The organism is Pseudodesulfovibrio mercurii (assembly GCF_000189295.2).
Lineage (GTDB): Bacteria > Desulfobacterota > Desulfovibrionia > Desulfovibrionales > Desulfovibrionaceae > Pseudodesulfovibrio > Pseudodesulfovibrio mercurii.
The window spans coordinates 828,374-854,774 of record NC_016803.1; the positions used below are offsets into that span (position 1 = coordinate 828,374).

25 protein-coding genes are annotated in these 26,401 nt (G+C 65.5%); 19 read left to right on the top strand and 6 right to left on the bottom strand.

Annotated features, from left to right (window positions below):
* Positions 1–9: 9 nt before the first annotated feature.
* Genes mltA through DND132_RS03955 form a run of 3 tightly spaced genes read right to left on the bottom strand, consistent with a single transcriptional unit; the run spans position 10 to position 3,942 of the window.
* Positions 10–1,233, bottom strand: coding sequence for a murein transglycosylase A (mltA, locus tag DND132_RS03945; RefSeq protein ID WP_014321413.1), 1,224 nt, complete (start codon positions 1,231–1,233; stop codon positions 10–12).
* The gene (locus DND132_RS03950; protein WP_014321414.1) at positions 1,233–2,339 is read right to left on the bottom strand and encodes an AI-2E family transporter; all 1,107 of its coding nucleotides are present in this window, start codon (positions 2,337–2,339) and stop codon (positions 1,233–1,235) included. The genes mltA and DND132_RS03950 overlap by 1 nt, the downstream gene beginning before the upstream one ends.
* A gap of 40 nt (positions 2,340–2,379) precedes the next feature.
* Entirely contained in the window at positions 2,380–3,942 is a 1,563-nt protein-coding gene (locus DND132_RS03955) for a hybrid sensor histidine kinase/response regulator (protein ID WP_014321415.1), read from the bottom strand.
* Positions 3,943–4,359: 417 nt separating this feature from the next.
* Here DND132_RS03955 and DND132_RS03960 point away from each other — a divergent pair, with 417 nt between their 5' ends.
* The 3 genes from DND132_RS03960 (at position 4,360) to DND132_RS03970 (ending at position 7,005) form a co-directional block, all read left to right on the top strand.
* Positions 4,360–5,184 carry a transporter substrate-binding domain-containing protein gene (locus tag DND132_RS03960; protein ID WP_014321416.1) on the top strand — a complete coding sequence of 275 codons (825 nt, stop codon included), beginning with the start codon at positions 4,360–4,362 and terminating at the stop codon, positions 5,182–5,184.
* A 75-nt stretch (positions 5,185–5,259) separates the two neighbouring features.
* Positions 5,260–6,270 (top strand): amino acid ABC transporter permease, encoded by a 1,011-nt coding sequence (locus DND132_RS03965; protein WP_014321417.1) that lies wholly within the window; start codon positions 5,260–5,262, stop codon positions 6,268–6,270.
* A gap of 3 nt (positions 6,271–6,273) precedes the next feature.
* On the top strand, positions 6,274–7,005 hold the full coding sequence (locus DND132_RS03970; RefSeq protein WP_014321418.1) for an amino acid ABC transporter ATP-binding protein: 732 nt from the start codon (positions 6,274–6,276) through the stop codon (positions 7,003–7,005).
* Between the two features lie 144 nt (positions 7,006–7,149).
* Here DND132_RS03970 and DND132_RS03975 read toward each other — a convergent pair whose 3' ends face one another.
* Entirely contained in the window at positions 7,150–9,036 is a 1,887-nt protein-coding gene (locus DND132_RS03975) for an acyltransferase family protein (protein ID WP_014321419.1), read from the bottom strand.
* Positions 9,037–9,445: 409 nt separating this feature from the next.
* Between DND132_RS03975 and DND132_RS03980 the strand changes: the two genes are divergently transcribed.
* The 9 genes from DND132_RS03980 to DND132_RS04020 all read left to right on the top strand — a co-directional run bounded on the left by DND132_RS03980 (position 9,446) and on the right by DND132_RS04020 (position 18,366).
* Positions 9,446–10,477 (top strand): glycosyltransferase family 9 protein, encoded by a 1,032-nt coding sequence (locus DND132_RS03980; RefSeq protein ID WP_014321420.1) that lies wholly within the window; start codon positions 9,446–9,448, stop codon positions 10,475–10,477.
* Positions 10,478–10,563: 86 nt separating this feature from the next.
* Positions 10,564–11,574 carry an NAD-dependent 4,6-dehydratase LegB gene (locus tag DND132_RS03985; RefSeq protein ID WP_014321421.1) on the top strand — a complete coding sequence of 337 codons (1,011 nt, stop codon included), beginning with the start codon at positions 10,564–10,566 and terminating at the stop codon, positions 11,572–11,574.
* A gap of 8 nt (positions 11,575–11,582) precedes the next feature.
* Positions 11,583–12,701 (top strand): LegC family aminotransferase, encoded by a 1,119-nt coding sequence (locus DND132_RS03990; protein ID WP_014321422.1) that lies wholly within the window; start codon positions 11,583–11,585, stop codon positions 12,699–12,701.
* 2 nt (positions 12,702–12,703) lie between these two features.
* Entirely contained in the window at positions 12,704–13,720 is a 1,017-nt protein-coding gene (gene neuB / locus DND132_RS03995; RefSeq protein ID WP_014321423.1) for an N-acetylneuraminate synthase, read from the top strand.
* Positions 13,717–14,892, top strand: coding sequence for a UDP-N-acetylglucosamine 2-epimerase (neuC, locus tag DND132_RS04000; protein ID WP_014321424.1), 1,176 nt, complete (start codon positions 13,717–13,719; stop codon positions 14,890–14,892). Before neuB ends, neuC begins: the two co-directional genes overlap by 4 nt.
* An 8-nt stretch (positions 14,893–14,900) precedes the next feature.
* A complete protein-coding gene (locus DND132_RS04005; RefSeq protein ID WP_014321425.1) occupies positions 14,901–15,965 on the top strand; it encodes a nucleotidyltransferase family protein in 1,065 nt (354 codons plus the stop codon).
* 3 nt (positions 15,966–15,968) lie between these two features.
* Positions 15,969–16,880 carry a Gfo/Idh/MocA family protein gene (locus DND132_RS04010; protein ID WP_014321426.1) on the top strand — a complete coding sequence of 304 codons (912 nt, stop codon included), beginning with the start codon at positions 15,969–15,971 and terminating at the stop codon, positions 16,878–16,880.
* On the top strand, positions 16,877–17,566 hold the full coding sequence (locus DND132_RS04015) for an acylneuraminate cytidylyltransferase family protein (protein WP_014321427.1): 690 nt from the start codon (positions 16,877–16,879) through the stop codon (positions 17,564–17,566). The genes DND132_RS04010 and DND132_RS04015 overlap by 4 nt, the downstream gene beginning before the upstream one ends.
* Positions 17,563–18,366, top strand: a complete 804-nt coding sequence (locus DND132_RS04020) for an SDR family oxidoreductase (protein WP_014321428.1) — start codon at positions 17,563–17,565, stop codon at positions 18,364–18,366. Before DND132_RS04015 ends, DND132_RS04020 begins: the two co-directional genes overlap by 4 nt.
* Positions 18,367–18,642: 276 nt before the next feature.
* Here DND132_RS04020 and DND132_RS04025 read toward each other — a convergent pair whose 3' ends face one another.
* The gene (locus tag DND132_RS04025; RefSeq protein WP_014321429.1) at positions 18,643–18,846 is read right to left on the bottom strand and encodes a hypothetical protein; all 204 of its coding nucleotides are present in this window, start codon (positions 18,844–18,846) and stop codon (positions 18,643–18,645) included.
* A 240-nt stretch (positions 18,847–19,086) separates the two neighbouring features.
* On the opposite strand from DND132_RS04025, the gene DND132_RS17925 reads away from it, so the two are divergent.
* The 6 genes from DND132_RS17925 to DND132_RS04055 all read left to right on the top strand — a co-directional run bounded on the left by DND132_RS17925 (position 19,087) and on the right by DND132_RS04055 (position 24,432).
* The gene (locus DND132_RS17925; RefSeq protein WP_014321430.1) at positions 19,087–19,269 is read left to right on the top strand and encodes a FeoB-associated Cys-rich membrane protein; all 183 of its coding nucleotides are present in this window, start codon (positions 19,087–19,089) and stop codon (positions 19,267–19,269) included.
* A 59-nt stretch (positions 19,270–19,328) separates the two neighbouring features.
* Positions 19,329–19,571, top strand: coding sequence for a FeoA family protein (locus DND132_RS04035; RefSeq protein ID WP_014321431.1), 243 nt, complete (start codon positions 19,329–19,331; stop codon positions 19,569–19,571).
* Positions 19,572–19,575: 4 nt separating this feature from the next.
* Complete coding sequence (gene feoB, locus DND132_RS04040) at positions 19,576–21,711, top strand: ferrous iron transport protein B (protein ID WP_014321432.1); 2,136 nt, start codon at positions 19,576–19,578, stop codon at positions 21,709–21,711.
* Positions 21,712–22,037: 326 nt separating this feature from the next.
* Positions 22,038–23,003: a nucleoside recognition domain-containing protein gene (locus tag DND132_RS04045; protein ID WP_014321433.1), complete on the top strand. Its 966-nt coding sequence runs from the start codon at positions 22,038–22,040 to the stop codon at positions 23,001–23,003.
* Between the two features lie 20 nt (positions 23,004–23,023).
* Positions 23,024–23,407 (top strand): RidA family protein, encoded by a 384-nt coding sequence (locus DND132_RS04050; protein WP_014321434.1) that lies wholly within the window; start codon positions 23,024–23,026, stop codon positions 23,405–23,407.
* 233 nt (positions 23,408–23,640) lie between these two features.
* Positions 23,641–24,432, top strand: coding sequence for a 2-amino-3,7-dideoxy-D-threo-hept-6-ulosonate synthase (locus DND132_RS04055; RefSeq protein ID WP_014321435.1), 792 nt, complete (start codon positions 23,641–23,643; stop codon positions 24,430–24,432).
* Positions 24,433–24,805: 373 nt separating this feature from the next.
* On the opposite strand, the gene DND132_RS04060 is transcribed toward DND132_RS04055, so the two are convergent.
* Positions 24,806–25,114, bottom strand: a complete 309-nt coding sequence (locus DND132_RS04060; RefSeq protein WP_014321436.1) for an Hpt domain-containing protein — start codon at positions 25,112–25,114, stop codon at positions 24,806–24,808.
* A gap of 122 nt (positions 25,115–25,236) precedes the next feature.
* Here DND132_RS04060 and DND132_RS04065 point away from each other — a divergent pair, with 122 nt between their 5' ends.
* A complete protein-coding gene (locus DND132_RS04065; protein WP_014321437.1) occupies positions 25,237–26,394 on the top strand; it encodes a murein transglycosylase domain-containing protein in 1,158 nt (385 codons plus the stop codon).
* Positions 26,395–26,401 lie beyond the last annotated feature (7 nt).

Here is a 26,401-nt window from a genome sequence, read left to right on the forward strand (position 1 = left end):
TTGGAAAATCTATTCGACGTTGTTCGGCAGGGAGGCCAGTACCCGCCTGCTCAGGAGCATGTAGACCTCGGCCCCCTCCTGGAGGTGCCCGGCCAGGGTCTCGGCGGCCTCGCCCGTGCCGCAGAAGAGGTCCATGCGCGTATTCTGGATGGCCCCGCCCGTGTCCTGGGCCAGGACCAGGGAAAAGAACGGATCGGCCTCGCCGGTGGCATAGTCCATGAGCGCGGTGCGCAGGGCCACCACGCTGCCCAGCGGAATCATGGACCGGTCCACGGCCACGCTGACGCGCGGGGTCAGGATGGCGTTGATCGAGCCGAACGGCCCCTCGTCCGCCAGCTGGAAAAAGACGTAGCTCGGGTTGCGGAAGAGGATGTCCTCGGCCACGTCCGGGTGCTCGTTCAGGAACTTGCGGATGCGCTGCATGCTCATCTCCTCCTTGGGGACGTACCCCTCGTCGATGAGAATGCGGCCGATGGACACGTACTGGCGGCCGTTCTTGCCGCCGTAGAGGATGTGCCTGTAGGTCCCGTCGGCCAGGTCCAACCTGCCCGAGCCCTGGATCTGGAGAAAGAAGACGTCCACCGGGTCCGCGGCCCAGGCGATCTCGTCGCCCTTGCCCGCCAGGGCGCCCTGCCCGTCGATGTCCGAGCGGCCGAAGTACGGTTTGATGGCGTCGCCCTCCACGCGGTAGACGAGCCGCTGCCCGGCCCAGCGCGGGTGGAAGGCCCCCAGGTCCGCCACCTTGAGGTCGCCGGGCACGCCGTAGAGCGGGTATTTGTAAGTCGCGTCCGGGGTGAGCGAGGCCTTGAGCCACGGTTCGTAGTAGCCGGTCAGCAGGGTGCCGGGGGCGAGCCGGAACCAGGCGAACCGCTCGGCCAGCAGGGAGGGATCCGCGTCCAGCTGGTCCAGCAGGCCGTCCAGCTCGCTCACGGAGTCGTAGAGCTGCCCCCAGGTCAGGAGCAGGCCGGGGCGGCGCACGCAGACCTCGTCCCGGGGCCGGGAGCGGATGTAGCGCAGGTTGTCCTCGATGCCGGGGCGCAGGTCCTTCCAGGAGCACAAGTTCTGCGGCTTGAGGGACAGGGCCGAGGCCAGCCCCATGGCCGCGGCCTGGTCCACGGGCACGTAGGCCGGGGTTGCGGGCTCGGGCTGCGGGGCCGGGGGTTCGGACACGCACCCGGCGGCCGCGAACAGGACGAGCAGAAACAGACAGAAAAGAGCGTTGCGCGGGATCATCAGGCCGCCTCTTCGTGATCGTCCAGGTCGTCGGCGTATTCCTCGAGGTAGAGCTGGAGCATGACCATGACGAAACTCAGGATCAGCGGGCCGTAGAAGATGCCCAGCATGCCGAAGGAATAGATGCCGCCGAGGATGGCGATGAAGATGTAGAAGGTCGAGACGCGCGAGGCCTCGCGCATGAAGATGGGCCGCAGGATGGTGTCGATGCCGACCACGAAGATGCCGCACCACAGGGCCAGGAATATGGCCATCTTCCACTGCCCGGACAGGAACAGGTAGCCCACGGCGGGCACCCAGACCAGGCCGGTGCCGAGCACAGGAATGAGCGAGGACAGGGCCATCATTCCGCCCCAGAAGAAGGCCGGGATGCCGGCCACGGCCAGCCCCACGCCCCCGGCGAAGCCCTGGAGCACGGCCACCAGCAGGCAGCCCATGAGCACGCCCCTGGCCACCCGCTTCAGGCTGTCGATGATGTAGTCCTCCTGCTTGGGCTTAAGCGGCGAGAGGCGCTTGATGTAGGCGACCATCTTGGTGCCGTCGCGCATGAAGTAGAAGAGGATGAAGACCATGAGCAGGAAGTGCATGACCAGCTTGGCCCCGTCCCGGGCCAGGGAGGTGCCGAAGGACAGCATATTCTGGGCGAACTCCCTGGAATACTGGAGGATGCCCGCCTGAATCTGGACCTCGTCAATGCGCAGGAACGGCAGCTGTTCATGGACCAGGGCCGCGTACTTGTCGAGCATCTCCAGGCTGAGGAAGGACTTGTAGGTTCCCTGGGCGATCCAGGCGTTCAGGGCGACCAGGGACTCCACGCCCTGGCTGATCAGGGCCATGAACAGGAAGGCCATGGGCAGGACAAGGGCGAAGACGATGATGCCCACGGTCAGGGCCGAGGCCCAGGTCCGGCGGCCCTTGCACAGCTTCAGGGCCCAGTTGAACACCGGCGTGAACAGGACGGCCAGCACGGTGGAAAAGATCATGGTGTGCATGAAGGGCTCCACCAGCGAGAATCCCAGGTACAGGGAAAACAGCAGGAGGATGATCAGGAACACCTTGTAGATGCCCCCGCTGATCAGGGGGGTCTGTCCGTTCGATTCGCTCATACTCGCTCAAGCTCCGTGGAAGGGGTCGGCAGGGCCGGTATCATTCCTTCTTCAGGGTTGATTGTATGATTGCGGCGACGGTGTCAACGTCAACCGGCTTGGGAACATATTCGTTCATGCCCGCGTGGAGGCAGCGCTCCTCGTCGCCCCACATGGCCCGCGCGGTCAGGGCCACGATGGGCACCTGCGGGTCCAGACAGCCGGTCTCCGGGTTGCGGATGCGCCGGGTGGCCTCGATGCCGTCCAGCCCCGGCATCTCCACGTCCATGAGCACGATGTCGAAGTGGGCCGCCTGGAGAATCTCCACGGCCCTGAGGCCGTCCTCGGCCGCATCGACCGCGCAGCCCATCTTCTCCAGCAGGCGGACCAGGTAGCGCCGGTTGACCATGTCGTCCTCGGCCACCAGGACCCTGACCCCGGCCAGGGGCGAATCCCCGCCCAGGGCCGAGGCGGACGGAGAGGACGCCTCGAAGGGGCTGCGCTCCAGGGGCACGGTGACCACGAAGACGCTCCCCCTGCCCTCCTCGCTCGAGCAGCGCAGGGAGCCGCCCAGAAACTCGGCCAGCCGGTTGGCGATGGCCAGTCCCAGGCCCAGGCCGCCCGTGGTGTGGTGCAACGGGTCCGTGCCCTGCCGGAAGCTCTCGAAAATCTCGTCCAGCTTATCGCGCGGGATGCCCGCGCCCGTGTCCCGGACCAGAATCTGCACGGTCGGGCCGCCGTCGGTCTCGGCCTCCCCGCCCTCCGGCGCGGGCGAGACGTCCACCAGGACCTGGCCCGAGGCGGTGAACCCGACCGCGTTGGCGACGAGGTTCCCGATCACCTGGCGGAGCTTGGCGGGATCGCCGCGCACCCAGGCCGGGATGTCCGGGGAGATGGTGTATTCCAGGCGAATCCCCTTGATCTCGGCCGACCGCCGATGCTGCGAGAGGACCCCGGTGATCAGGTCCTCGAGGCGGAAGTCCATCTTGCGCGCGGTCAGGGAGCTGGTCTCGAGCCTGGAGTAGTCGATGATCTGGTTGAGCACCGACAGGAGCGCCATGGAGGACTCCTTGATGAGCCGGACGTTCTCTCGGTAGGGATCGCCCAGGTCGGACATGAGCAGCAGCTCGGTCATGCCGAGCACGCCGGTCATGGGCGTGCGCAGCTCATGGCTGACCGTGGCCAGGAACGAGGCCTTGGCCCGGCTGGCGGCCTCGGCGGACGCCTTGGCCTTGCGCAGCTCCCGCTCCATCTGGTGCTTGTACAGCCCGACCTCGATGGCCGAACGCAGCTCGTAGTGGTCCACGGGCTTGACCAGGTAACCGAAGGGGCCGGTCACCTTGGCCCAGTGCAGGGTCTCCTCGTCCACCACCACGGTCAGGTATATGACGGGAATGTCGAAACGGGTGCGCATCTCGCCCGCGGCCTCGAGCCCGTCCATGCCGCCCTCGAGCAAAATGTCCATGAGCACGATGTCCGGGGCCAGCCGGTCGGCCAGGGCCAGGGCCTCCTCCCCGCTGCCGGTCATGCCGATCACGTCGTATCCGGCCCTCTCCAGGGCCAGTCTGATGTCCAATTGCGCCAGGGCGTCGTCTTCAACGACCAATATCTTGGTTGTGGGCATGCTTTTCTCCGTAGATGGCCCGCCTCGGGTCCTTTTTGTCCCTGTTCGATACCTACCATTCTCCATAACACAGAAAAATGATAAATAAATTTTTACGGGCACCTTCTTTCAGCTTTTTTCGGCACCCCCGAACGGTCGCCAGCCGGACGGGTTTTTTCCCTGCGAAATGACGATGCTTATTCGGACTTTTTTCAAAACGGCCGCACAAGATTCTGTTTTAAACAGAATCCGGGCAATCACCGGCAAAGGAGAACTCCCTTGAAATTTCCAGGCATTGAGGATATGGAATACTGTCGTTCTGTGAACAAAAACGTTCAAAACGAATCCGACGGAGAGGAACCCAAGCCCGAATGCCGTGTACCCGGACGGATCAGGGCCGTGGATACCAACCAACCTAATGTTTCATTGGAGGAAAGGATGAAACGCATCATTACTCTTGTGGCCGTACTGTCCCTGCTGATGTGCGCCGCCATGTCCGCTCAGGCTGCCGACATCGAACTCGCCAAAAAATCCACCCTGGAGCAGATCGTCCAGAGCGGCACCCTGCGCGTGGGCCTCGAGGCCGGCTACATGCCCTTCGAGATGACCGACAAGAAGGGCAACGTCGTCGGCTTCGACGTCGACATGGTCAAGGAAATGGCCAAGGCCATGGGCGTCAAGCTCGAACTGGTCAACACCGCCTGGGACGGCATCATCCCCGGCCTGCTCTCCGGCAAGTACGACATCATCGCTTCCGGCATGACCATCAACCAGGAGCGCAACCTGAAGGTCAACTTCGCCAACCCCTACATCATCGTCGGCCAGACCGCGCTGATCGCCAAGAAGTCCGCCGACAAGATCAAGTCCTGGAAGGACCTGAACCAGGCGGGCGTGGTCATCACCTCCAAGCTGGGCACCACCGGCGAACAGGCCGCCAAGCGCCTCTTCCCCAAGGCCACCTACAAGTCCTTCGAGATGGAGGACCAGGCCATGCTGGAGACCATGAACGGCAAGGCCGACGCCACCGTCTACGACCTGCCCATGACCTCCATCTTCTACACCCAGCACGGCAAGGACGCGGGCATGGTCTTCCTGGACGAGCCCTTCACCTACGAGCCGCTGGGCTGGGCCATCAACAAGGGTGACCCGGACTTCCTGAACTGGCTGAACAACTTCATCGTCCAGATCAAGAACGACGGCCGGTACGAGCGGATCTACAACAAGTGGTTCGGCTCCAACGACTGGTACAACAACATCCAGTAGCCTTCCGACGATTGTCCGGGGGCCGCTCAAAGCGGCCCCCGGTTTTTTTCGCGCACCTATCCCATCGAGCTTACAATGAATGAAACCGCGACGGTCGAACCCAAAAAGGAATTCGACAGGAACACCATCTGGACCGCGGCATACGTGGTCGCGCTCATCGCCGTGTGCCTGGGCTTCTACTGGGCCACCACGCAGACCGACTACATCTGGCGCTGGAACCGTATCCCCAAATATTTCTACTATGTGGACACCATCAACGTGAACACCGAGATGGAGGGCGAAGTGACCTCCATCACCAAGAAGGGCAAGGACTCGGTGGTCATCGTCTCCGACGGCACGGACTCTGAATACTACACGGTTCCGGGCTCCAACCTGAACGTGAGCCAGGGCGAAACCGTGTTCATGGGCGACACCATCGGCTCGTACACAGAGGGCAAGATGGGGCTGTTGCTGGAAGGCACGCTCATCACCATCGAAGTCAGCATCATCTCGATCTTCTTCGGCATCCTCATCGGCCTGTTCACCGGGCTGTCGAGGATATCGAGCAACCCGTTCCTGAAGATGTCGGCCATCACCTACATCGAACTGATCCGGGGCACCCCGCTGCTGGTCCAGATCATGATCTGGTACTTCGTGCTCGGCACCATCCTGAACAACCTGCTGATCAAGGCGGGCCTGTTCCAGATCCCGGAGCTGTGGTTCGGCGTGGCCTCCCTGGCCATCTTCGCCGGGGCCTACGTGGCCGAGATCGTCCGCGCCGGCATCCAGTCCATCCACAAGGGACAGATGGAGGCGGCCCGGTCGCTGGGCATGACCAAGGTCACGGCCATGCGCAAGATCATCCTGCCCCAGGCCTTCAAGCGCATCCTGCCGCCCCTGGCGGGCCAGTTCATCAGCCTGATCAAGGACTCCTCGCTGCTCGGCGTCATGGCCATCCGCGAGCTGACCAAGGCCACCCGCGAGGCGGTCACCACCAGCCTGATGCCCTACGAACTGTGGTTCGTGTGCGGCGTCCTGTACCTGGTCATCACCTTCACCCTGTCCATGTTCGTCCAGTATCTCGAAAAGCGGACAGCGGAGGCTTAAGTCATGATCGATGTCAAAAACGTCTACAAAACCTTCTTCGTCCCGCACGAGGTCCAGGCCCTGCACGACGTGTCCTACCACATCAACCCCGGCGAGGTGGTCGTGGTCATCGGCCCGTCCGGGTCCGGCAAGTCCACCTTCCTGCGCTGCCTGAACCGCCTGGAAAAGGCCAACTCGGGCCACATCATGATCGATGGCGTGGACATCCTGGACCCCAAGACCAACATCAACAAGGTGCGCATGGAGGTGGGCATGGTCTTCCAGTCCTTCAACCTCTTCCCGCACCTGACCGTGCTCGAGAACGTCACCGTGGGCCAGACCTCGGTGCGCAAGCGCGGCAAGAAGGAATCCGCGGAAAAGGCCATGACCCTGCTCAATAAGGTCGGCATCCACGCCAAGGCGGACAACTTCCCGGGCCAGCTGTCCGGCGGCCAGATGCAGCGCGTGGCCATCGCCCGCGCCCTGGCCATGGACCCCAAGGTCATGCTCTTCGACGAGCCCACCTCGGCGCTCGACCCGGAGATGGTCGGCGAGGTCCTGGACGTCATGAAGACCCTGGCCAAGGAGGGCATGACCATGGTCGTGGTCACCCACGAAATGGGCTTCGCCCGCGAGGTGGCCGACCAGGTCGTCTTCATGGACGAGGGCAAGATCGTGGAAGTGGGCACCCCGGAACACTTCTTCACCAACCCGCAAAACGACCGGACCAAGCTCTTCCTGAGCCAGATCCTCTAGCCGCCCGACGATCCAACCATTAAAAAGGCCTGCGCACCCAGTGCGCAGGCCTTTTTTGATCCGATGGATTTGCGATGCCGTCCGGCCCCGAGCGCCCGCGGACCGAAGTCCCCGGCCTAAGCGGCGGAACGGCGTCCCGCCGGGCTATTGGCGCATGGATTCGAAGGCGGGCCGGAAGACCTCCTGGATGGCGATGGCCCCGTCCGTGCTCAGGTGGTTCTCGTCCATGTACAGGAAGGCCCCGTCGCGCACCGAGGAGAGTCGCCCGTCGCGGAGGAGGAGCGGCCAGGGGTCGAGCAGGTGGAACGCCAGGTCGTGGATGTCGCCCAGGGCCGCACCGGCAAAGTGCCGCTGTTCGGTGGAGACCTCCTCCACATACGGCCTGCTCAGGATCCGCGTCATGACGATCGGGTCTTTGGAGAACTGCGGGACCTGCTCCATGATCCAGACGCGGCTCCCGTTGTCGAGCAGCCTGCGCACGGTCTGACGCAGTTCGAGCATGGCCGTCGAGACGTTCCATTCCGGTTGCGCACCGAAGTATTTCCACTTGTCCGTCAGGTAGTAGCGGTCCCACTTGGCGACGAGGATGACGTTGGGGATTTTTCTCTCCAGGGCGTAGCGCAGCCATTCATGGGCAAAGGGCGGATCGCCGAGCTTGTGGGAGCGGCGGATGTTCTCCAGGGGCCCTGTCCCGTCCTTCATGGCCGCCTCTCCGGGCACGGCGTACTCCTCGGCCAGGCGCATCAGGGCCGGGCTCGTAGACCAGGCATGGCTGTCGCCGATGAGCAGGAACCGGGGCGCGCCCTTGGGACCGACATGGAAATAATGTCCCTCCCTGGCCCCGTTCCAGGAAGTGAAGTCCGCCCGCCCGTCCTCGCGCAGGACATACGTGCCCTTGTCCCCGCCCAGGTAGGCCAGGCCGTATCCGGCCAGGGCCACGGCGACGACGGCCAGGGGCGCGAGCCTGCGCAGGCAGACGGTCCAGGAGATGATTCTCCGGAAGGGCCGCTCCACGTACCGCCAGGACACGTAGGACAGGCAGATAGTGGCGGCCACCAGGGCGAGATCGGAGTAGATCGTGCTCGTGTAGCCGTACTTCAGGACCATGAGATTGCCCAGGAAGATGAAGGGCCAATGCCACAGGTACACGGAATAGGAAATCTTGCCGATGACCTGCATGGGTTTCAGGCACAACAGCCTGCCGAGCAGGTGGCGTTCGCCGGTGGTGATCAGGAACAGCGTCGCCGCCAGGGCCGTGAACAGGGACTTCTCGGCGAAATGGGACCCGCCGCGGTAGTAGACGAAGGCGAAACCGATGACCCCGAAGGCGGTCACCGAGAGCAGTTCGGTGAGGATCGACCGTTTCCTGAAAAACCTGCGGTCGGCCAGCAGCACCGCCGTGAACAGCCCCAGCAGGAGTTCCCACATCCGCGTGGGGAGCATGTAGAAGCGGAATTCATAGGACAGGACGTCGCCGCCGTACCGGCAGACCAGGAACGAGGCGACCATGGCCAGGAACAGGGAGCCGATGACCGCCCATTTCCGGCGCGATGTCCCGCCCGCCAGGAGCAGGAAGCAGCTGGGGATGATGAGATAGAACTGCTCCTCGATCCCCAGCGTCCACGTGTGCAGCAGCGGGGACAGGGTGGAGCTGACGGCGAAATAGCCCGTCTTCTGCCAGAAAAAGATGTTGGAAACGGAAAAGAGCGCGGCGAAGAACGACTGGCAGTATTCCGTGAAGACGTGCGTCCGGGCGACCAGGAGCGCCATGGGGTAGGAGCCGATCAGGCTGATCAGCAGCGCGGGAAGGATACGCCGGGCGCGGCGCAGGTAAAAGGCGGAGAGCGACACGGTGCCGCTTACCCGGCTCTCCTCCAGCAGCAGCGAGGAGATGAGGTAGCCGGAGATGACGAAAAAGATATCGACCCCGAGCCATCCGCCGCTGAAGCCCGCCCACCCCAGGTGGAAGAACAGTACGCCGAGCACGGCGACGGCCCTCAGGCCGTCGATTTCTCTTCTGTATTCAATCATGTTTCATAGGATGGCGTTCACGGGTGTTCGGGGAATCCGCAGGCATCGGTTCGCCCATCCGCCGACACGGGACAATACCTCGACAGCCCCGGCAAAACAGGCAGAAATTAGGTAGCCAACTTCCCCGACTGTTGTAAAGGCCGATTTCGCCGCCGGGCCCCCATCCACGAAAGAGGCTATCCGCCCCGCCGGGGCGAGAGGCAGGAGCGAAGGACCGGGGGACCGACGGGCGCGGGCGATGGACAAGGGGGGTCTCCGCCCTGGACAGCGTCCCCCGGATGGCGCTAGGTTGCCGCCGTCGGCGAACCGCTTGACCCGTCGGCCCAAGTACGACACATTCCCTCTTTCGGACGGGAGGACTCCCGCCACCGACAGAAAGCGCCCCCATGCGGGGGCCCGGAAACAACCGATGAAAGACATTTCCAACCTGCACCCGAAAAAAATCCTGGTCTGCCAGCTCCGGCAGATCGGCGACGTGCTTCTGGCCACGCCGTCCCTCCAACTGCTCAAGGAGCGCTTTCCCGACGCGGAAATCCACCTGCTGACCGAGAAGAAGTGCCTGCCGGTGGTGGAGAACAACCCCCATGTTTCCCACGTCTGGGCCATCGACAAGAACAAGCTCAGGAACCCGCTCACGGCCCTGCTCTGGTATCGCAAGGTGGGCCGAGGCGGCTATGATCTCATCGTGGACTTCCAGCGGCTGCCCCGCTGCCGGTACGTGGTCATGTTCTCGGACGCCCCGGTCAAGCTGACCCAGTACACCGCCTGGTACAACCGCATCTTCTACACCCACTTCAGCGACGTCATCTACGGCTACGCGGCCGGACTCAAGGCGTCCATCCTGCGCCCGCTGGGCATCCACTGGAACGGCGAGCTGCCCAAGCTCTACCTGACCGAGGACGAGCGCGCCTGGGCCGCCGAATTTCTCCGGGCCGAGGGGCTCACGGAAAACCGCTTCGTGACCATCGACCCGTCCCACCGGCGGATCACCCGCAAGTGGCCCGAGCGCCACTACGCCGGGCTGATCAAGCTCATGCGCGAGCGCCATCCCGAACTGAAGTTCCTCATCCTCTACGGGCCGGGCGAGATCGGCGTGGCCCGCAAGGTGGCCGAGCTGGCGGGCGAGGGCGCGGTGGTCTCCGAGACCATGCTGACCCTGCGCCAGATGGGCGCCGTCATGGAGCGGGCCGCCCTGCACGTGGGCAACTGCTCGGCCCCGAGGCACTTCGCCGTGGCCGTGGACACCCCGTCCCTGGCCATCCACGGGGCCACGGGCTTCGGCTGGTGCCCCAAGTCCGAGCGCCACTCCAGCGTGGACAAGGGGCTGCCCTGCCGCTCCTGCAATAAGAACACCTGCCCCACCCTGGAGTGCCTGGAGACCTTCCTGCCCGAGGAATGCCTGGACGAGGCCCTCCGCCTGCTCGCCTTCAAGCTCAAGTGAGCCCCGCCTTGCCATGGGCAGGCACAGGATATATACAGTCTTGCATCATCATTCGCCATTTTCCCGGCCGAGGCCGTTGGAGCGCCATGCAGCTTGAGAACAAGAAAATACTGGTCACCGGGTCGGACGGGTTCATCGGCTCCCACCTGGTGGAACACCTGGTCCGGCGGGGCTATGACGTCCGCGCCTTTGTCCTGTACAACTCCTTCAATTCCTGGGGCTGGCTCGACGAGTCGCCCAGGGACATCCGGGATTCCCTGGACATCTTCGCGGGCGACGTGCGCGATCCCAACGGGGTGCGCACGGCCATGAAGGGATGCGACGTGGTCCTGCACCTGGCCGCGCTCATCGCCATCCCCTACTCCTATCACTCCCCGGACACCTACGTGGACACCAACGTCAAGGGCACCCTGAACATCGTCCAGGCGGCCCGCGACCTCGGCGTGGAACGCTGCGTGGTCACCTCCACCAGCGAGGTCTACGGCACGGCGCGCTTCGTGCCCATCACCGAGGACCACCCGCTCCAGGGCCAGTCGCCCTACTCGGCCACCAAGATCGGCGCGGACCAGATCGCCATGAGCTTTTACAACGCCTTCGAGACCCCGGTGTCGCTCATCCGCCCGTTCAACACCTACGGGCCCAGGCAGTCCGCCCGCGCGGTCATCCCCACGGTCATCACCCAGATCGCCAACGGCGCGGAAACGATCAAGCTCGGGGCCCTGACCCCCACCCGCGACTTCAACTACGTTTCCGACACTGTGCGCGGCTTCGAGGCCGTGACCCAGTCCGACGCCTGCGTGGGCGAGGTGGTCAACGTGGGCAGCGGGTTCGAGGTGTCCATCGGCGACACGGCCAGGGCCATCGCCGAGGTCATGGGCGCGGACATCGAGATCGTCTGCGAGCAGGAGCGCGTCCGCCCGGCCAAGAGCGAGGTGGAGCGGCTGTTCGCGGGCAACGAGAAGGCCAAACGGCTGTGCGGCTGGGAGCCGGAATTCGGCGGGCTGGACGGTTTCAAGCGGGGCCTCAAGCTGACCGCCGAGTGGTTCGCCGACCCGGACAACCTGCGGCGCTACAAGGCCGACATCTACAACATCTAGGACGATCCGTGGACGCCATCATCCGATTCATACGGCAGCTCTACGACGAGCCGGAAGGGTTCATTCCCCTGCACGCCCCGGTCTTCACCGGGCGGGAAAAGGAATACCTGGCCCGCTGCATCGACACCACCTTCGTGTCCAGCGTGGGCGAATACGTGACCCGCTTCGAGGAGATGACCCGCGACTTCACCGGCGCGGCCAGGGCCGTGGCCGTGGTCAACGGCACCTGCGGCCTGACCGCCGCGCTCTCCCTGGTCGGCGTGGGCCACGGCGACCTGGTCCTGAGCCAGGCCCTGACCTTCGTGGCCACGGCCAACGCGATCTCCAACACGGGCGCGACCCCGATCTTTCTCGACTCCGACCCGGACACCCTGGGCATGAGCCCGGACGCGCTGCGGGCCTGGTTCGCGGCCAACCCCGAAAAGATCGCGCGCGTCAAGGCGTGCGTGCCGGTCCACATCCTGGGCCACGCCTGCCGCATCCGCGAGATCTGCGCCGTCTGCGACGAGCACGCCATCCCGGTGGTGGAGGACGCGGCCGAGGGGCTGGGTTCCTTCCTGAACGGACAACACCTGGGCACCTTCGGCAGGCTCGGCGTGCTCAGCTACAACGGCAACAAGACCATCACCACCGGCGGCGGGGGCATGATCCTGGCCGGCGACGAGGACTTCGGCAACCTGGTCAAGCACCGGACCGCCACGGCCAAGGTGCCGCACCGCTGGGAGTTCCGCCACGACGCCGTGGCCTGGAACTACCGCATGCCGAACATCAACGCGGCGCTGGGTTGCGCCCAGATGGAAAAGCTCGACGAGATCCTGGCCGACAAGCGGGTCGTGGCCGCCGCCTACCGCGACTTCTTCGCGGACGTGGACGGCGTGGACTTCGTGGACGCGCCCCCCGGCTGCCTGTCGAATTTCTGGCTGAACACCGTGCTCTTCAGGGACCGCGAGGCGCGCGACGCCTTCCTGGCCCTGTCCAACGACGCGGGCGTCATGACCCGGCCCCTGTGGGCCCTCATGGCCGACCTGCCCATGTACGCGGACAACGACAACGACGGGCTGAAAAACGCCCGCGAGCTGTCGGCGCGGGCCGTGAACCTGCCCAGCGGGCCGAGACTCAAGGCGTAGCCATGCAGCGCGAACCGATCTTCCTCATCGCCGAGGCGGGCGTGAACCACAACGGCGACCTGGACCTGGCCAAACAGCTCATCGACCTGGCCGCCGAGGCCGGGGCCGACGCGGTCAAGTTCCAGACCTTCCGGGCCGAGGAGATCGTCACCGACACGGCGCAGAAGGCCGCCTACCAGAAGGAGACCTCCGGGGCCGGGGAATCGCAGTTCGCCATGCTCAAGCGGCTCGAACTGGACGTGAACGCCCACAGGCTGCTCATGGACCACTGCCGCAGGCGCAACATCGCCTTTCTGTCCACCCCCTTCGACGCGCAGAGCCTGGACATGCTCATCGACATGGGGCTGCCACTCATCAAGGTCCCGTCGGGCGAGATCACCAACCTGCCCTACCTGCGCAGGGTTGGGGCCAAGGGGCTGCCGGTCATCCTGTCCACGGGCATGGCCACGCTCGACGAAGTGCGCGCGGCCGTATCCGTGCTGACCAAGGCGGGGACCCCGGCCGGGCAAATCACGGTGCTGCACTGCAACACCCAGTATCCCACGCCCGTGGAGGACGCCAACCTGCGGGCCATGACCACCCTGGCCGAAACGTTTCCCGAATGCCGCGTGGGCTGCTCGGACCACACGCCGGGCATCGCCTGCGCCGTGGCCGCGGCGGCCATGGGGGCGGCCGTGATCGAAAAGCATTTCACCCTGGACAAGTCCCTGCCCGGCCCGGACCACGCGGCCTCCATGGACCCGGACGAGCTCAAGGCCATGGTCCGGTCCGTGCGCGAGGTGGAGCGGGCCCTGGGCGACGGGGTCAAGAAGCCGAGCCCCTCGGAGCGGGCCAACATCGACGTGGCCCGGCGGTTTCTGGTGGCCACCGCGCCCATCAAGGCGGGCGAACCGTTCACCGAGGCCAACGTGGCGGCCCGGCGCACGGGCTGCGGCGGCGTGTCGCCCATGCGCTGGGACGAGGTCATGGGGTTGACCGCCAAACGGAATTTCCAACCCGGCGAGGGCATCGAGCTGTGAAAATCTGCGTCTTCACCGGCACCAGGGCCGAATACGGCCTGCTCACCCCGCTCCTCAAGCGCATCCAGGACGACCCGGATACGGAACTGCGCCTGCTGGTCAGCGGCTCGCACCTGTCGGAGCGCCACGGGCACACCGTGGACGCCATCCGGGCCGACGGCTTCCCCATCGGGGCCGAGGTTCCCCTGCCGCTGAAGGACGACTCCCGGCTGGGCGTGGCCCTGGCCATGGGCGAGGCGGTGTCCGGCTGCGCCCGCGCGCTCGACGCCATCGCGCCCGACCTGCTGGTCCTGCTCGGCGACCGCTGGGAGTGCCTGGCCTGCGCCGAGGCGGCGGCCCTGCTGCGCATCCCCGTGGCCCACATCCACGGCGGCGAGACCACCGAGGGGGCCGTGGACGAACAGTTCCGCCACGCCGTGACCAAGCTCTCGCGCCTGCACTTCACCGCCTGCGAGGCCTACCGCCGCCGGGTCATCCAGCTGGGCGAATCCCCGTCCACGGTCTTCGACGTGGGCGCGCTGGGCGTGGAGAACGTCCGCACCGTGCCGCTCATGGACAGGCAGGCCCTGGAAGCGGACCTCGGCTTCGCCTTTGGCGAGCGATTCCTGCTGGTCACCTACCACCCGGCGACCCTGGCCGGGGACGGCGCGGCCGAGGCCGAGGCCTTCTTCGCCGGACTCGAGACCGTGCTGGCCGGGGACGAGACCCTGACCGCCGTGATCACCGGGGCCAACGCCGACCCCGGCGGCTCCCTGGTGGACGCCCGCGCCGCGGCGCTGCACGAGAAATTTCCCGGACGCACCCTGGTCACGCCCTCTCTGGGACTGGTCCGCTACCTGTCGGCCCTGCGGCTGTGCGCGGCCGTGGCCGGCAACTCCTCCTCCGGCATCCTGGAGGCCCCGAGCTTCGGGGTGCCCACGGTCAACGTGGGCGACCGCCAGAAGGGCCGAGTGCGGGCCGAGAGCGTCCTCGACTGCGCGCCCGCCCCGGAGGCCGTGGCCGGAGCCCTGCGGTTGGCCCTGTCGTCCGAGGGGGCGGCCGTTGCCAAGCGGGCCCGGAACCCGTATGAAAAAAAGGACACCAGCAGGCGCATGCTGGCTATCCTGAAACAGGGCGCGCCCGCGGGCGCCAAGCCCTTCTTCGACATCGACCACTGCCCATCCAAGGACTGAGGAATATAATGAAAAGTTGGAGAAACGCCATCATCCCGCTCTCGGCCACGGTCCGCGAGGCCGCCGAGACCCTGAACCGAACCTCCCTCCAGATCGTCATGCTCGCCGGGGAGGACGGCAGGCTCATGGGCGTGGTCACGGACGGCGACATCCGGCGCGGCCTGCTGGCGGGCAAGACCCTGGAATCCCCGGCGACCGAGATCATGGAAACCAAATTTTTCTCGGCCGTGCCCAGCGACGACCAGGCCGCCCTGCTCCGGACCATGCGCGAACGGAACATCCGCCAGGTGCCCCTGCTGGACCCCAACGGCCGGGTCATCGGCCTGCGCACCCTGTTCGACATTATCAGCCCGGCCAAACGGGACAACTGGGTGGTGCTCATGGCCGGGGGGTTGGGCCAGCGGCTGCGCCCCCTGACCGAGGACTGTCCCAAGCCGCTCCTGAACGTGGGCAACAAGCCTCTGCTCGAGACCATCCTGGACCAGTTCGCGGACTACGGCTTCGCCAGGTTCTACATCTCGGTCAACTACCGCGCGGACATGGTCGAGGAGTACTTCGGCGACGGCTCCAAGCGCGGCGTGGAGATCCGCTACCTGCGCGAGGACAGACAGCTCGGCACGGCCGGAGCCGTGGGCCTCATCGAGGACAAGCCGGACGCGCCCATCTTCGTCATGAACGGCGACCTGCTGACCAAGGTGGACTTCCCGGGCATGCTCGCCTTCCACCACGAACAGGGGGCCAAGGCGACCATGGCCGTGCGCCGCTTCGACATCCAGGTGCCCTACGGCGTGGTCAAGGTGGAGGATCACCGCATCGTCCGGCTCGAAGAGAAGCCGACCCACAAATTCTTCGTCAACGCGGGCATCTACGTGCTCGAACCGGACGTGGCCGCGGCCATCCCCGCCAACGAGTACCTGGACATGCCCAGCCTGTTCGGCAGGCTCATGGACCAGGGCGAGACCACGGCGGCCTTCCCCATCCACGAATACTGGATGGACATCGGCCGCAAGCAGGATTTCGACCAGGCCAATTGCGACTACGATCTGCACTTCCGCATGCGCAAGGAAGGCTAGCCCATGCACGCCCTGATCATCGGCTACGGCTCCATCGGAGCCCGGCACGCGCGCCTGCTCAAGGACATGGGCCATGCCGTGGCCTGCGTGACCCGCAACCGGGAGTGTCCCTACCCGACCTTTTCGAACATTCAAGCGGCGCTTGAAGAAACCGCGCCGGGCCTGGCCGTGATCTCCACGGCCACGGTGGAGCACGCCACGAACCTGCGCGCCCTGATCGAGGCCGGGTTCACGGGCCGCATCCTGGTGGAAAAGCCGCTCTTCGACCACCCGAAGGAACTTACTCCCGCGCCCGGCGACAACGTCTTCGTGGCCTACAACCTGCGCTTTCACCCCTTGGTCGCGCGCACACGGGAGCTGCTGGCCGGGCACACCATCCTGAACGCGCGCTTCGCCGTGGGCCAGTACCTGCCCGACTGGCGGCCGGGCACGGACTACACCAAGAGCTATTCGGCGAGCCGGGCCCGGGGAGGGGGCGTGCTGCGCGACCTGTCCCACGAGCTGGACCTGGCCCTGTACCTCCTGGGCGACTGGAAGCGTGCCACGGCCATGGGCGGGCACTACAGCGACCTGTCCATAGACTCGGACGACCAGTTCGCCGTGCTCATGGAGACCGCGCACTGCCCCGTGGTCGGGGTGCACATGGACTACCTCAGCCGGTCCGTGCACCGGGGGTACGACATCACCTGCGCGGACATGACCCTGCGGGCCGACTTCATGGCGGGCATGCTCACCGTGGACGGGACCATGGAGGAATTTCCCTCCGAGCGCGACGCGACCTACCGCCGCCAGCTGGAAGCCATGGCCGGGGACGACCCCACGCCGTGCACCTACGCCCAGGGACTGGCCCTGTGCGAACTGATCGAGACCCTGGAAACCTGCGCCGAAAAGCAGGTATGGATGACCGCGTCATGAAACGCTACGGATTCATTTTCGCCCGGGGCGGCTCCAAGGGCGTGCCCGGCAAGAACATCCGGCCGCTGAACGGGGTGCCGCTCATCGGCCACGCCATCCGCGCGGGCCGGGATTCCGGCCTGCTCGACCGGATCATCGTCTCCACGGACGACCCGAAGATCGCGGCCGTGGCCGAGGAGTACGGGGCCGAGGTCCCGTTCATGCGCCCGGCCGAACTGGCCCGCGACGACGCGCCCGAGTGGATGGCCTGGCGGCACGCGGTGGACGCCATGGAGGCCGAGGGCCACTTCGACCTGTTCGTCTCCCTGCCGTGCACCGCCCCCCTGCGCATCGGCCAGGACGTGCGCGACTGCATCGCACTGTTCGAACGCGGCGGCTGCGACATGGTGGTCACGGCCCGGCCCGCCGAGCGCCACCCGTCCTTCAACATGATCACCATGAACGACGACGGATTCGCCGCCATCGCCATGCCGCCGAGCGCGCGCATCACCCGCCGCCAGGACGCGCCGCCCATCTTCGACCTGACCACGGTCTGCTACGTGACCACCCCGAGTTTCATCAAACGGTACGAAGGCGCGTTCCAGGGACGCGTCAAGGCCGTGATCATCCCGCCCGAGCGCGCCCTGGACATCGACACCGAACAGGACTTCGCCTTTGCCGAATTCCTGATGGAGCGAAACAAATGAGGAACATCAAGGAGTTGGTGGACCTGACCGGCCGAACCGCCATGATCACCGGCGGGGCCGGGCACATCGGCCAGGCCTTTTGCGACGCCCTGGCCGAGGCCGGGGCCGACATCGCCGTCCTGGACATGGACGCGGACCGCGTGGAGGACACCGCCGTGCGCGTGGCCGAGGAGTGGTCGGTCAGGACCCTGGGGCTGACCCTGGACCTGGCGGACGAGGCCACCCTGGTCACGATGCCGGGCGAGGTGGCCGAAGCCCTCGGTTCCCTCGACATCCTGATCAACTGCGCCGCCTTCGTGGGCACCTCCAAGCTGACCGGCTGGGGCGTCCCCCTGGAGGAGCAGTCCGTGGCCACCTGGCGCGCGGCCCTGGAGACCAACCTGACCGCGCCGTTCGCCCTGACCCAGGCGGCCATCCCCTTTCTGCGCCGGACCGGGCACGGCTCGGTGGTGAACATCGGCTCCACCTACGGCGTGGTCGGCCCGGACATGTCCCTGTACGACGACACCAAGATGGGCAACCCGGCGGCCTACGGGGCGTCCAAGGGCGGCCTCATCCAGCTGACCCGCTACCTGGCCACGGTGCTGGCCCCGGACATCCGGGTCAACGCCATCAGCCCCGGCGGCGTGGCCCGGGGGCAGGACCCGAAATTCGTGGAGCGGTACGTGGCCAGGACCCCCATGGGCCGCATGGCCACCGAGGAGGACATGAAGGGCGCCCTGCTCTTCCTGGCCAGCGACCTGTCCGCCTACGTCACCGGCCAAAACCTGATGGTCGATGGCGGTTGGACGGCCTGGTAGCGTCCCGGTCGGACAGAGACCGTCAGCCGGGGGCCGGACGGCATCCCGTATCCGCCCCGCATCGAGCGGGAACCATGCCGTGGACGCCACGCGCGGGGGCCCGGCCGCAACGGGCGCTAAGTCCGCTCCGTCCCGAGCGTGTTTTCACCATTGTGGAAGAAAGAGGTGGAACGCAGGCTGAACGGCCTGCGCGCGGCCGAACCGAACTGCCGGAGGTGGATGTCAGGGCGTTGTGCCTGGACATCTTTCCGGTCACATCCCGACCGATCAGGGCGGCTACTTGTCCCGATTCTTGCGGTCGTCCTGGCGATTCTTGAAGGTGATGGACGCGAGACAGCCCGCCAGGCCGCCCAGGGCCACGGCCTTGCCCGGAGCCATCATGCCGGTCAGGCTGAAAAGATAGCCGATGGCGCAGCCCGCGATGATGCCCTTGGCCAGGACATCGATCCACCGCATGAATTCCCTGCCGTCGTCATCCATGATCCGCTCCGTGACTGGGTTGATGTTTGCTGTTGCCGGACGCGAACAATACCATTATCATCCGCTCTCGACCGCTGGCATATGACCATAAATCACAGCGGAAGACAAGGAATACCGGGCTCTTCAGCCCTGCGGGGCGGTCCGCGTATTTTTTCGGACATTCACTTGACATTGATTCTCAACATCACTATCAAGTGTGTGTCCGGCACTGCTGCCGGGAAAAACTTTGAGGGAATCCACATGCTCGACACCATCATCGTCGGGGCCATCGTTGCCGTAGCGGCCTTTTTCGTGGGCCGCAGGCTCCTGCGCTCCTTCTCGGCAAAGCACCCTTCCTGCGGCTGTAGCGGCTGCGGGCAGTCCGGTTCATGCTCCGGCATGAAGGACGGCCCGGACAGGCGCGATTGTTGCGGCCCCAGGTAATTTTTTTTGACGAAACGTTGAGAACAGTTCTCAACCAACGCTTTTGAGGATGCAAGAAAATGGCGCAAGACATGTGTTTACGCAAAGCCAGGGTCAATCAGAAACTCAAGATCCGCACGGTGACCGCTGAGGGCGAACTCGGCCGCCGCATCCGTGACCTGGGGCTCATCCCAGGCACCGAGGTCACGGTCATCGGCAAGGCTCCCCTGCGCGACCCCGTGGCCCTCCGGCTGCGCGACTTCACCCTGACCCTCCGCAACAGCGAGGCCGACCACATCACCGTCACCCCCCTGGAGGACTAGGCGCATGGGTAAATACACCATCGGCATCGCGGGCAATCCGAACTGCGGCAAGACCACCATGTTCAACGCCCTGACCGGGGCGCGGCAGCACGTGGCCAACTGGCCCGGCGTGACCGTCGAAAAGAAGATCGGCCACATCCACACGGGGGCCGACGACGTGGAGCTCGTGGACCTGCCCGGCACCTATTCCCTGACCGCCTACACCCAGGAGGAGCTGGTCGCCCGGAACTTCCTGGTGGAGGACCGTCCCCAGGCGGTCATCGACATCATGAACGCCGACGCGCTCGAACGGAACCTCTACCTGGCCGTGCAGATTTTGGAGCTCGGCGTGCCCCTCATCCTCGGCCTGAACATGATGGACGAGGTGCGCAAGTCCGGCAAACGCATCGACAGCGCGCGCCTGGAGGAGCTGTCCGGCTGCGCCGTGGTCGAGACCGTGGCCCGCTCGGGACAGGGAGCCCAGGAGCTGCTCCGCTCGACCATCGAGGTGGCCGAGAAGCACACCGGCGAGTGGAAGCCCCTGAACATCTCCTACGGCCCGGACCTCGACCCGGTCCTGCGCGAGATGGAGACGATCATCCGCGAGGCCGGGTTCCTGACCGACAAGGCGCCCGCCCGCTGGACCGGCATCAAGTACCTCGAACGCGACGAGGACGTCATCATCAAGGGCCGCATGGCCAACACCGCGCTCTCGGACAGGCTCGAGGCCATGGCCCGCGAGGTGGCCGACCACACCCAGAAGACCCTGAACATGCGGCCCGACGCGCTCATCGCCGACTACCGCTACGGGTTCATCGCCGCCATGATCAAGGACGTGGTCACCTACCCCGCCTCCAGCGCCGACCGCATCAGCCGGTCCGACAAGATGGACAAGGTCCTGACCCACCGGTTCCTCGGCCCTCTGATCATGCTCGGCATCGTCTATCTCATCTACGAGGTGACCTTCACCGTGGGCGAGATCCCCATGGGCTGGCTGGAATCCCTGTTCGGCCTGCTCGGCGACACGGCCACCCGGCTCATCCCCGAGGGGCACCTGCAATCGCTCATCGTCTCCGGCATCATCGACGGCGTGGGCGGCGTGCTCGGCTTCGTGCCGCTGATCATGTTCATGTTCCTGATGATCTCGGCCCTGGAGGACTCCGGCTACATCGCCCGCATGGCCTACATGCTCGACCGCATCTTCAAGGTCTTCGGCCTGCACGGCACCTCGGTGCTGCCCTTCATCGTCTCCGGCGGCATCGCGGGCGGCTGCGCCGTGCCCGGCGTCATGGCCACCCGCACCCTGCGCTCGCCCAAGGAGAAACTGGCCACCCTGTTCGTCACCCCGTACATGACCTGCGGGGCCAAGGTGCCCGTCTTCCTCATGCTCGCCGCCGCCTTCTTCCCCGAGGACTCGGCCACCATCATGCTGGTCATCACCCTGTCCGCCTGGGCCATGGCCCTGCTCGTGGCCCGGCTGCTGCGCTCCACGGTCATCCGTGGCGCGTCCACCCCGTTCGTCATGGAGCTGCCGCCCTACCGCATGCCCACCCTCCAGGGCGTGCTCATCCACACCTGGGAGCGGACCTGGGAATACGCCAAGAAGGCCGGCACCGTGATCCTGGGCATCTCCATCCTCATCTGGGCCATGATGACCTTCCCCGAACTGCCCGCCGACCGCGTGGCCCAGTACGAGGCACAGCGCGCCGCGGCGCAGAGCGAGGAGCAGGTCACCGCCATCGACAACGCCCAGGCCGAGGAGGCCGTCCGCCACACCCTCGCGGGCCGCATCGGCACCGCCCTGGAACCCGTCACCGAGCTGGCGGGCTTCAACTGGCGCGTGAACATCGCCCTGACCGGCGGCTTCGCGGCCAAGGAAGTGATCGTCTCCACCCTGGGCACGGCCTACTCCCTGGGCGAGGTTGACGCCGAGGAATCCCAGCCCCTGTCCGACCGGCTGGTGGCCGACCCGGCCTTCTCCCCGGCCACGGCCATCGCCCTGATCATCTTCACCATGCTCTACGCGCCCTGCTTCGTCACCGTGGTCACCATGGCCCGCGAATCCAGCTGGCGCTGGGCCGCCTTCAGCGTGGTCGGCTCCACCACCCTGGCCTTCGTCATGGCCGTCCTCGCCTACAACGTCTCCAAGGCGTTCCTGTAGCCCGGCGAAAAACACACCTTCAAAGGGAGCCCCTCGGGGCTCCCTTTTTTTGTTGCCTCCGGCGGCCGGGGGAAGGGGGAGGGGAAACCCTTTGAAAAGGGCTTTCCCCTCCCCCTTCCCCCGGACCCCCTTCCCCCTTCCCTTCCTAAACTTTTTATCGCCGCTTCGCGAAGGGCGGTGGTTGGCGGGGGTGTGTGCGTCTTTGCGTGACGAAGACAGGGAAGGAGTGTTGAGGAAGGGATGCGGGATGGCGACAAAAAGGGTGGAAGGACCCTTTTCTTTTGCGGAAGCATACCCTATCCTCCGCACGGTAAAGGAGCCCCGCCGTGGCGAAACTGTTCACGACCCTCAAGGCCATCTTCCACGAAACCGTAGACGCCTGCCTGCAACTGTTCAAGATCATGATTCCGGTGCTCGTCCTGGTCAAAATCCTCCAGGAATTCGGCCTGATCAAGTACCTGGCCTGGCCCCTGGAGCCGGTCATGGGCGTGCTCGGGCTGCCCGCCGAGATGGGGCTGGTCTGGGCCACCACCCTGATCAACAACATCTACACCGGCATGATCGTCCTGGCCTCGTTCACCGGCGACGCGCCCCTGACCTCGGCCCAGGCCACGGTCCTCGGCGTGCTCATGCTCGTGGCCCACGGCCTGCCCGTGGAGACCGCCATCGCGGACCGCTCCGGGGCGCGCTTCCTGTTCCAGTGCTGTGTGCGCATGGCCGGGGCCTTTGTCCTGGCCTGGCTGCTCCACCTGATCTACTCGGCCACCGGCACCCTGAGCGGCCCGGCGGTCATGCTCTTCAAGACCGACCCCACGGCCGGGACCGGCTCCATAGCCGCCTGGGCCCTGGGCCAGGTCCGCAACCTGGCGTCCATCTTCTGCATCATCTTCACCCTGATCACCATCATGCGCGTGCTCCGCGCCGTGGGGGCCATCGACCTCATGAACCGCGTCCTGCGGCCCGTGCTCGACCTCATCGGCATCGGGCCCAAGGCCTCGGCCATCACCGTCATCGGCCTGACCATGGGGCTGTCCTACGGCGGCGGGCTGATCATCGGCGAGGCCCGCAACGGGGCCCTGAGCCGGGAGGACGTCTTCTATTCCCTGACCTTCATGGGCTTGTGCCACTCGCTCATCGAGGATACCCTGCTGATCATACTCATCGGCGGGCACCTGAGCGGCGTGCTCTGGGGACGGCTCCTGTTCGCCGTGCTGGCCATGGCCGCCATCGTCCAGATCGTCCGCCACGTGCCCGAAAGGGTGCGCACCGCCTACCTGTGGGCCGACAAATAACCCGCGACAAGGAGAACAACATGTCCGATATCCAGCTCATCCACACCGACAAGGCCCCGGCCGCCGTGGGTCCCTACTCCCAGGCCACCGCCGTGAACGGCACCCTGTACGTGTCCGGCCAGCTCGGCATCATCCCGTCCGAAGGCAAGCTGGCCGAGGGCTTCAAGGCCCAGACCCGCCAGGCCCTGGAGAACCTGAAGGCCATCCTCGAAGAGGCCGGATCGTCGCTCGACAAGGTCATGGCCGTGGACGTGTTCATCATGGACATGGGCCGGTTCGCCGACCTCAACGCCATCTACGCCGAGTACTTCTCCGCCCACAAGCCCGCGCGCGCCGCGGTCCAGGTGGCCGCCCTGCCCCTGGGCGGACTGGTCGAGTTCAAGTGCACGGCCGTCATCGACTAGCTGCGCGCCGCGAAATCTCCGCTTGACAGTTCTCGCGCAAAACGGCTACCTCTGACGCATGCACAGCAACACCGCCCGTTTCTTTTTCTTTTTTAGCTTTATCAGGAACGCCTGCGGTCTTGGTGTGCGCTAGTCAATAAACAACGAAGAACAAACCAAGAGGCCGCGGGCAAAGTCCGCGGCCTCTTTCTTTTCGGGCCGCGCCGCAGCCGGAACCAGCAAGGAGCAACGCCATGCATCTCGGAAAAGCCATTCGGATGGAACGGATCATGAACCGCAACGACGGCCGGACCATCGTAGTCCCCCTGGACCACGGCGTGACCGTGGGCCCCATCTACGGCATCGTGGACCTGCGCGAGACCGTCAACCAGGTGGCAGAGGGCGGGGCCAACGCCGTGCTCATGCACAAGGGCATTCCCCGCTGCTCCCACCGCGCGGGCGGCAAGGACATCGGCCTGATCATCCACCTGTCCGCGTCCACCTCGCTCTCGCCCTTCCCCAACGCCAAGACCATGGTCGGCACCGTGACCGACGCCCTCAAGCTCGGCGCGGACGCCGTGTCCATCCACGTCAACCTCGGCGACGAGACCGAGCCGCAGATGCTCGCCGACCTCGGCAGGCTCTGCTTCGAGGCCGCCGAATGGGGCATGCCCGTGCTGGCCATGATGTACGCGCGCGGCCCCAAGATCAAAAACGAGTACGACCCGCAGGTTGTGGCCCATTGCGCCCGCGTGGGCGTGGAGCTCGGCGCGGACATCGTCAAGGTCAACTACACCGGCGACCCCGAATCCTTCGCCCGCGTGGTCGAGGGATGCTGCGTGCCCGTGGTCATCGCGGGCGGCCCCAAGCTCGACTCCGAACGCGACCTCGTCCAGATGGTCTACGACTCCATCCAGGCGGGCGGCTCCGGCCTGTCCGTGGGCCGGAACATCTTCCAGCACCCCCACCCGGCCAAGATCGTGGCCGCCCTCAACAAGGTCGTCCACGAAAACTGGACCGTCGACGCCGCCATGGAGCTGCTGTAGGCAAGGAATGCCTCCGGCGGCCGGGGAGAGGAGAGGGAAACCCTTTGAAAAGGGTTGTCCCTCTCCCCTATCGCGGCTGTCGCCATCTCTAAGGCTCGAAGACTCGCCAAGAGCTGCCGCTCCCCCGGCCCCCCATCCCCTCTCCCTTCCTAAACTTTCTGGCGCCGCTTCGCGGGGTGCAAGGGAGATGGGAAGGCCTGTCGCCTTGCCTGACGATATGCGAAGAGAAAGATTTGACCGCAATAAAGCACGGCCAAACGCGAACGCACGCCCCTGCCGAAGGCACACAAAAAGTTTGGGAGATTCTTAAGAACCTTTTTCAAAAGGTTCTTAAGCCGTCGGAGACGCCCCGCCGGCGAGGCGCGCTTCCGTCCTAGCCGTCGAATTCGACCTGGACGGTGTCGAGGTAATGGGCGAGAGTGTTCATGTGCCGTTCCAACGCGCCGGGATCGCGCTGCTGGGCGGCCAGCTCGATGTCGTGGCCGATGCGGCCCATGCCCTTGAACCCGTACCCGCTGCCGGTGCCGCGAGTGGTGTGACCCAGCCGGACCAGGGTTTCGAAATCCCGGACGTTCAGGGCGTCGCGCATCTGTTCGAGGTCCTGTCGCGACACGGCAAAGAACCGATCCAGCAATTGCTCCAGATCGGGCGGTATCCGCTCGACTTCCGGGTACTCGGGCATGGGTCTATTTCCTTGGTGCAGCACGCTGCACTTGGTTGAACATGTGAAAATCCGAACGTATAATCCAGGCGGACATTAAGGATCACCGAAACACTGTCAAACAAATTATTCATTATAACGATATGACACCAAGGATTCTTCTTCTGGCCCTGCTCTGCCTGCTGGGCGCCTGTTCCCGATACGACGCGGTGCGCATCGCCCGGGCTGCGGCCACGGGCAGCCCGACGGCTGCGGCCGAAGCCCTGGCCAGGGACAAGGCCATCGGCTACGCCACCAATCCCGCCGCCATCGGCAACGACCTGAAAAGCTTCCAGAAGCTTGTCCAGAACTTCATCGAAACCGTGACCGGCGTCTGGGGCGAGGACGACGTCCGGATGCCCGCGCCCAAACAATACGTCAAGTACACTGACAATTATCTTTCGCGGGCCAGTGTGGACTTCGACACCGGGGTCATCGTGGTCGAGACCGTGGCCGACAAGGAGCCGCTCATGAGCCTGCGCAACGCCATCGTGACCACCCTGCTCACCCCCGGCGACCCGCGCGCCGTGGACCTCTATTCGGCCAGGACCGTGGAGCTCGGGGAGACCCCGTTCCTGCTGGGCGAGGTCAAGGACGCGGACGGCAAGGACATCCGCTGGGCGTGGCGGGCCGAACGGTACGCCGACCATCTCATCAAGAACGACCTGCGCACGCGCGAGGTCAAGGGCAGGACCGCCCGCTCCGTGAGCTTCCACATGATCCGGGACCACCTCACGGTGCGCGCGGCCAAGTACCGGGAGCTGGTGGAGAAGACCGCCGAGCGGTTCGCGGTCAGCCGCAACCTGGTCTACGCGATCATGAAGGTGGAGTCGGACTTCAACCCGTTCGCGGTCAGTCAGGCTTCGGCCGTGGGGCTGATGCAGGTGGTCCCGTCCACGGCGGGCGGCGACGTCTACCGCCTGCTGCACGGCAGGGCCGGGGAGCCGTCGCGCGGGGACCTCTTCGAGCCGCCGACCAACATCGTCTACGGCACGGCCTACCTGCACCTGCTCGACACCCGCTTCCTGGGCGGGGTCAAGGACCCGGTGTCCAGGGAGTACTGCGTCATCGCCGGGTACAACGGCGGCGCGGGCGGAGTGCTCAAGACCTTCGACGGGGACAGGACCCGCGCGGTGAAAAAGATCAACGCCCTGCCGCCCGCCGGGGTCTACGACACCCTGCGCCGGGGACTTCCCTTCGAGGAGACGAAACGATATCTTGGCAAGGTTCTTGAAGCCAAGAAGGAATTCGTCAACTTCTAGTCATCGC

Coding starts and splice junctions, on each gene's coding strand:
- DND132_RS04055 (WP_014321435.1), top strand. CDS start 23,641: ATGCATCTCGGAAAAGCCATTCGGATGGAACGGATCATGAACCGCAAC.
- DND132_RS04035 (WP_014321431.1), top strand. CDS start 19,329: ATGGCGCAAGACATGTGTTTACGCAAAGCCAGGGTCAATCAGAAACTC.
- DND132_RS03965 (WP_014321417.1), top strand. CDS start 5,260: ATGAATGAAACCGCGACGGTCGAACCCAAAAAGGAATTCGACAGGAAC.
- DND132_RS03975 (WP_014321419.1), bottom strand. CDS start 9,036: ATGATTGAATACAGAAGAGAAATCGACGGCCTGAGGGCCGTCGCCGTG.
- DND132_RS03970 (WP_014321418.1), top strand. CDS start 6,274: ATGATCGATGTCAAAAACGTCTACAAAACCTTCTTCGTCCCGCACGAG.
- DND132_RS04010 (WP_014321426.1), top strand. CDS start 15,969: ATGCACGCCCTGATCATCGGCTACGGCTCCATCGGAGCCCGGCACGCG.
- DND132_RS04025 (WP_014321429.1), bottom strand. CDS start 18,846: ATGGATGACGACGGCAGGGAATTCATGCGGTGGATCGATGTCCTGGCC.
- DND132_RS17925 (WP_014321430.1), top strand. CDS start 19,087: ATGCTCGACACCATCATCGTCGGGGCCATCGTTGCCGTAGCGGCCTTT.
- DND132_RS03955 (WP_014321415.1), bottom strand. CDS start 3,942: ATGCCCACAACCAAGATATTGGTCGTTGAAGACGACGCCCTGGCGCAA.
- DND132_RS04060 (WP_014321436.1), bottom strand. CDS start 25,114: ATGCCCGAGTACCCGGAAGTCGAGCGGATACCGCCCGATCTGGAGCAA.
- mltA (WP_014321413.1), bottom strand. CDS start 1,233: ATGATCCCGCGCAACGCTCTTTTCTGTCTGTTTCTGCTCGTCCTGTTC.
- DND132_RS03960 (WP_014321416.1), top strand. CDS start 4,360: ATGAAACGCATCATTACTCTTGTGGCCGTACTGTCCCTGCTGATGTGC.
- DND132_RS03980 (WP_014321420.1), top strand. CDS start 9,446: ATGAAAGACATTTCCAACCTGCACCCGAAAAAAATCCTGGTCTGCCAG.
- feoB (WP_014321432.1), top strand. CDS start 19,576: ATGGGTAAATACACCATCGGCATCGCGGGCAATCCGAACTGCGGCAAG.
- DND132_RS04065 (WP_014321437.1), top strand. CDS start 25,237: ATGACACCAAGGATTCTTCTTCTGGCCCTGCTCTGCCTGCTGGGCGCC.
- DND132_RS04015 (WP_014321427.1), top strand. CDS start 16,877: ATGAAACGCTACGGATTCATTTTCGCCCGGGGCGGCTCCAAGGGCGTG.
- DND132_RS04005 (WP_014321425.1), top strand. CDS start 14,901: ATGAAAAGTTGGAGAAACGCCATCATCCCGCTCTCGGCCACGGTCCGC.
- neuB (WP_014321423.1), top strand. CDS start 12,704: ATGCAGCGCGAACCGATCTTCCTCATCGCCGAGGCGGGCGTGAACCAC.
- DND132_RS03985 (WP_014321421.1), top strand. CDS start 10,564: ATGCAGCTTGAGAACAAGAAAATACTGGTCACCGGGTCGGACGGGTTC.
- DND132_RS04020 (WP_014321428.1), top strand. CDS start 17,563: ATGAGGAACATCAAGGAGTTGGTGGACCTGACCGGCCGAACCGCCATG.
- DND132_RS03950 (WP_014321414.1), bottom strand. CDS start 2,339: ATGAGCGAATCGAACGGACAGACCCCCCTGATCAGCGGGGGCATCTAC.
- DND132_RS04050 (WP_014321434.1), top strand. CDS start 23,024: ATGTCCGATATCCAGCTCATCCACACCGACAAGGCCCCGGCCGCCGTG.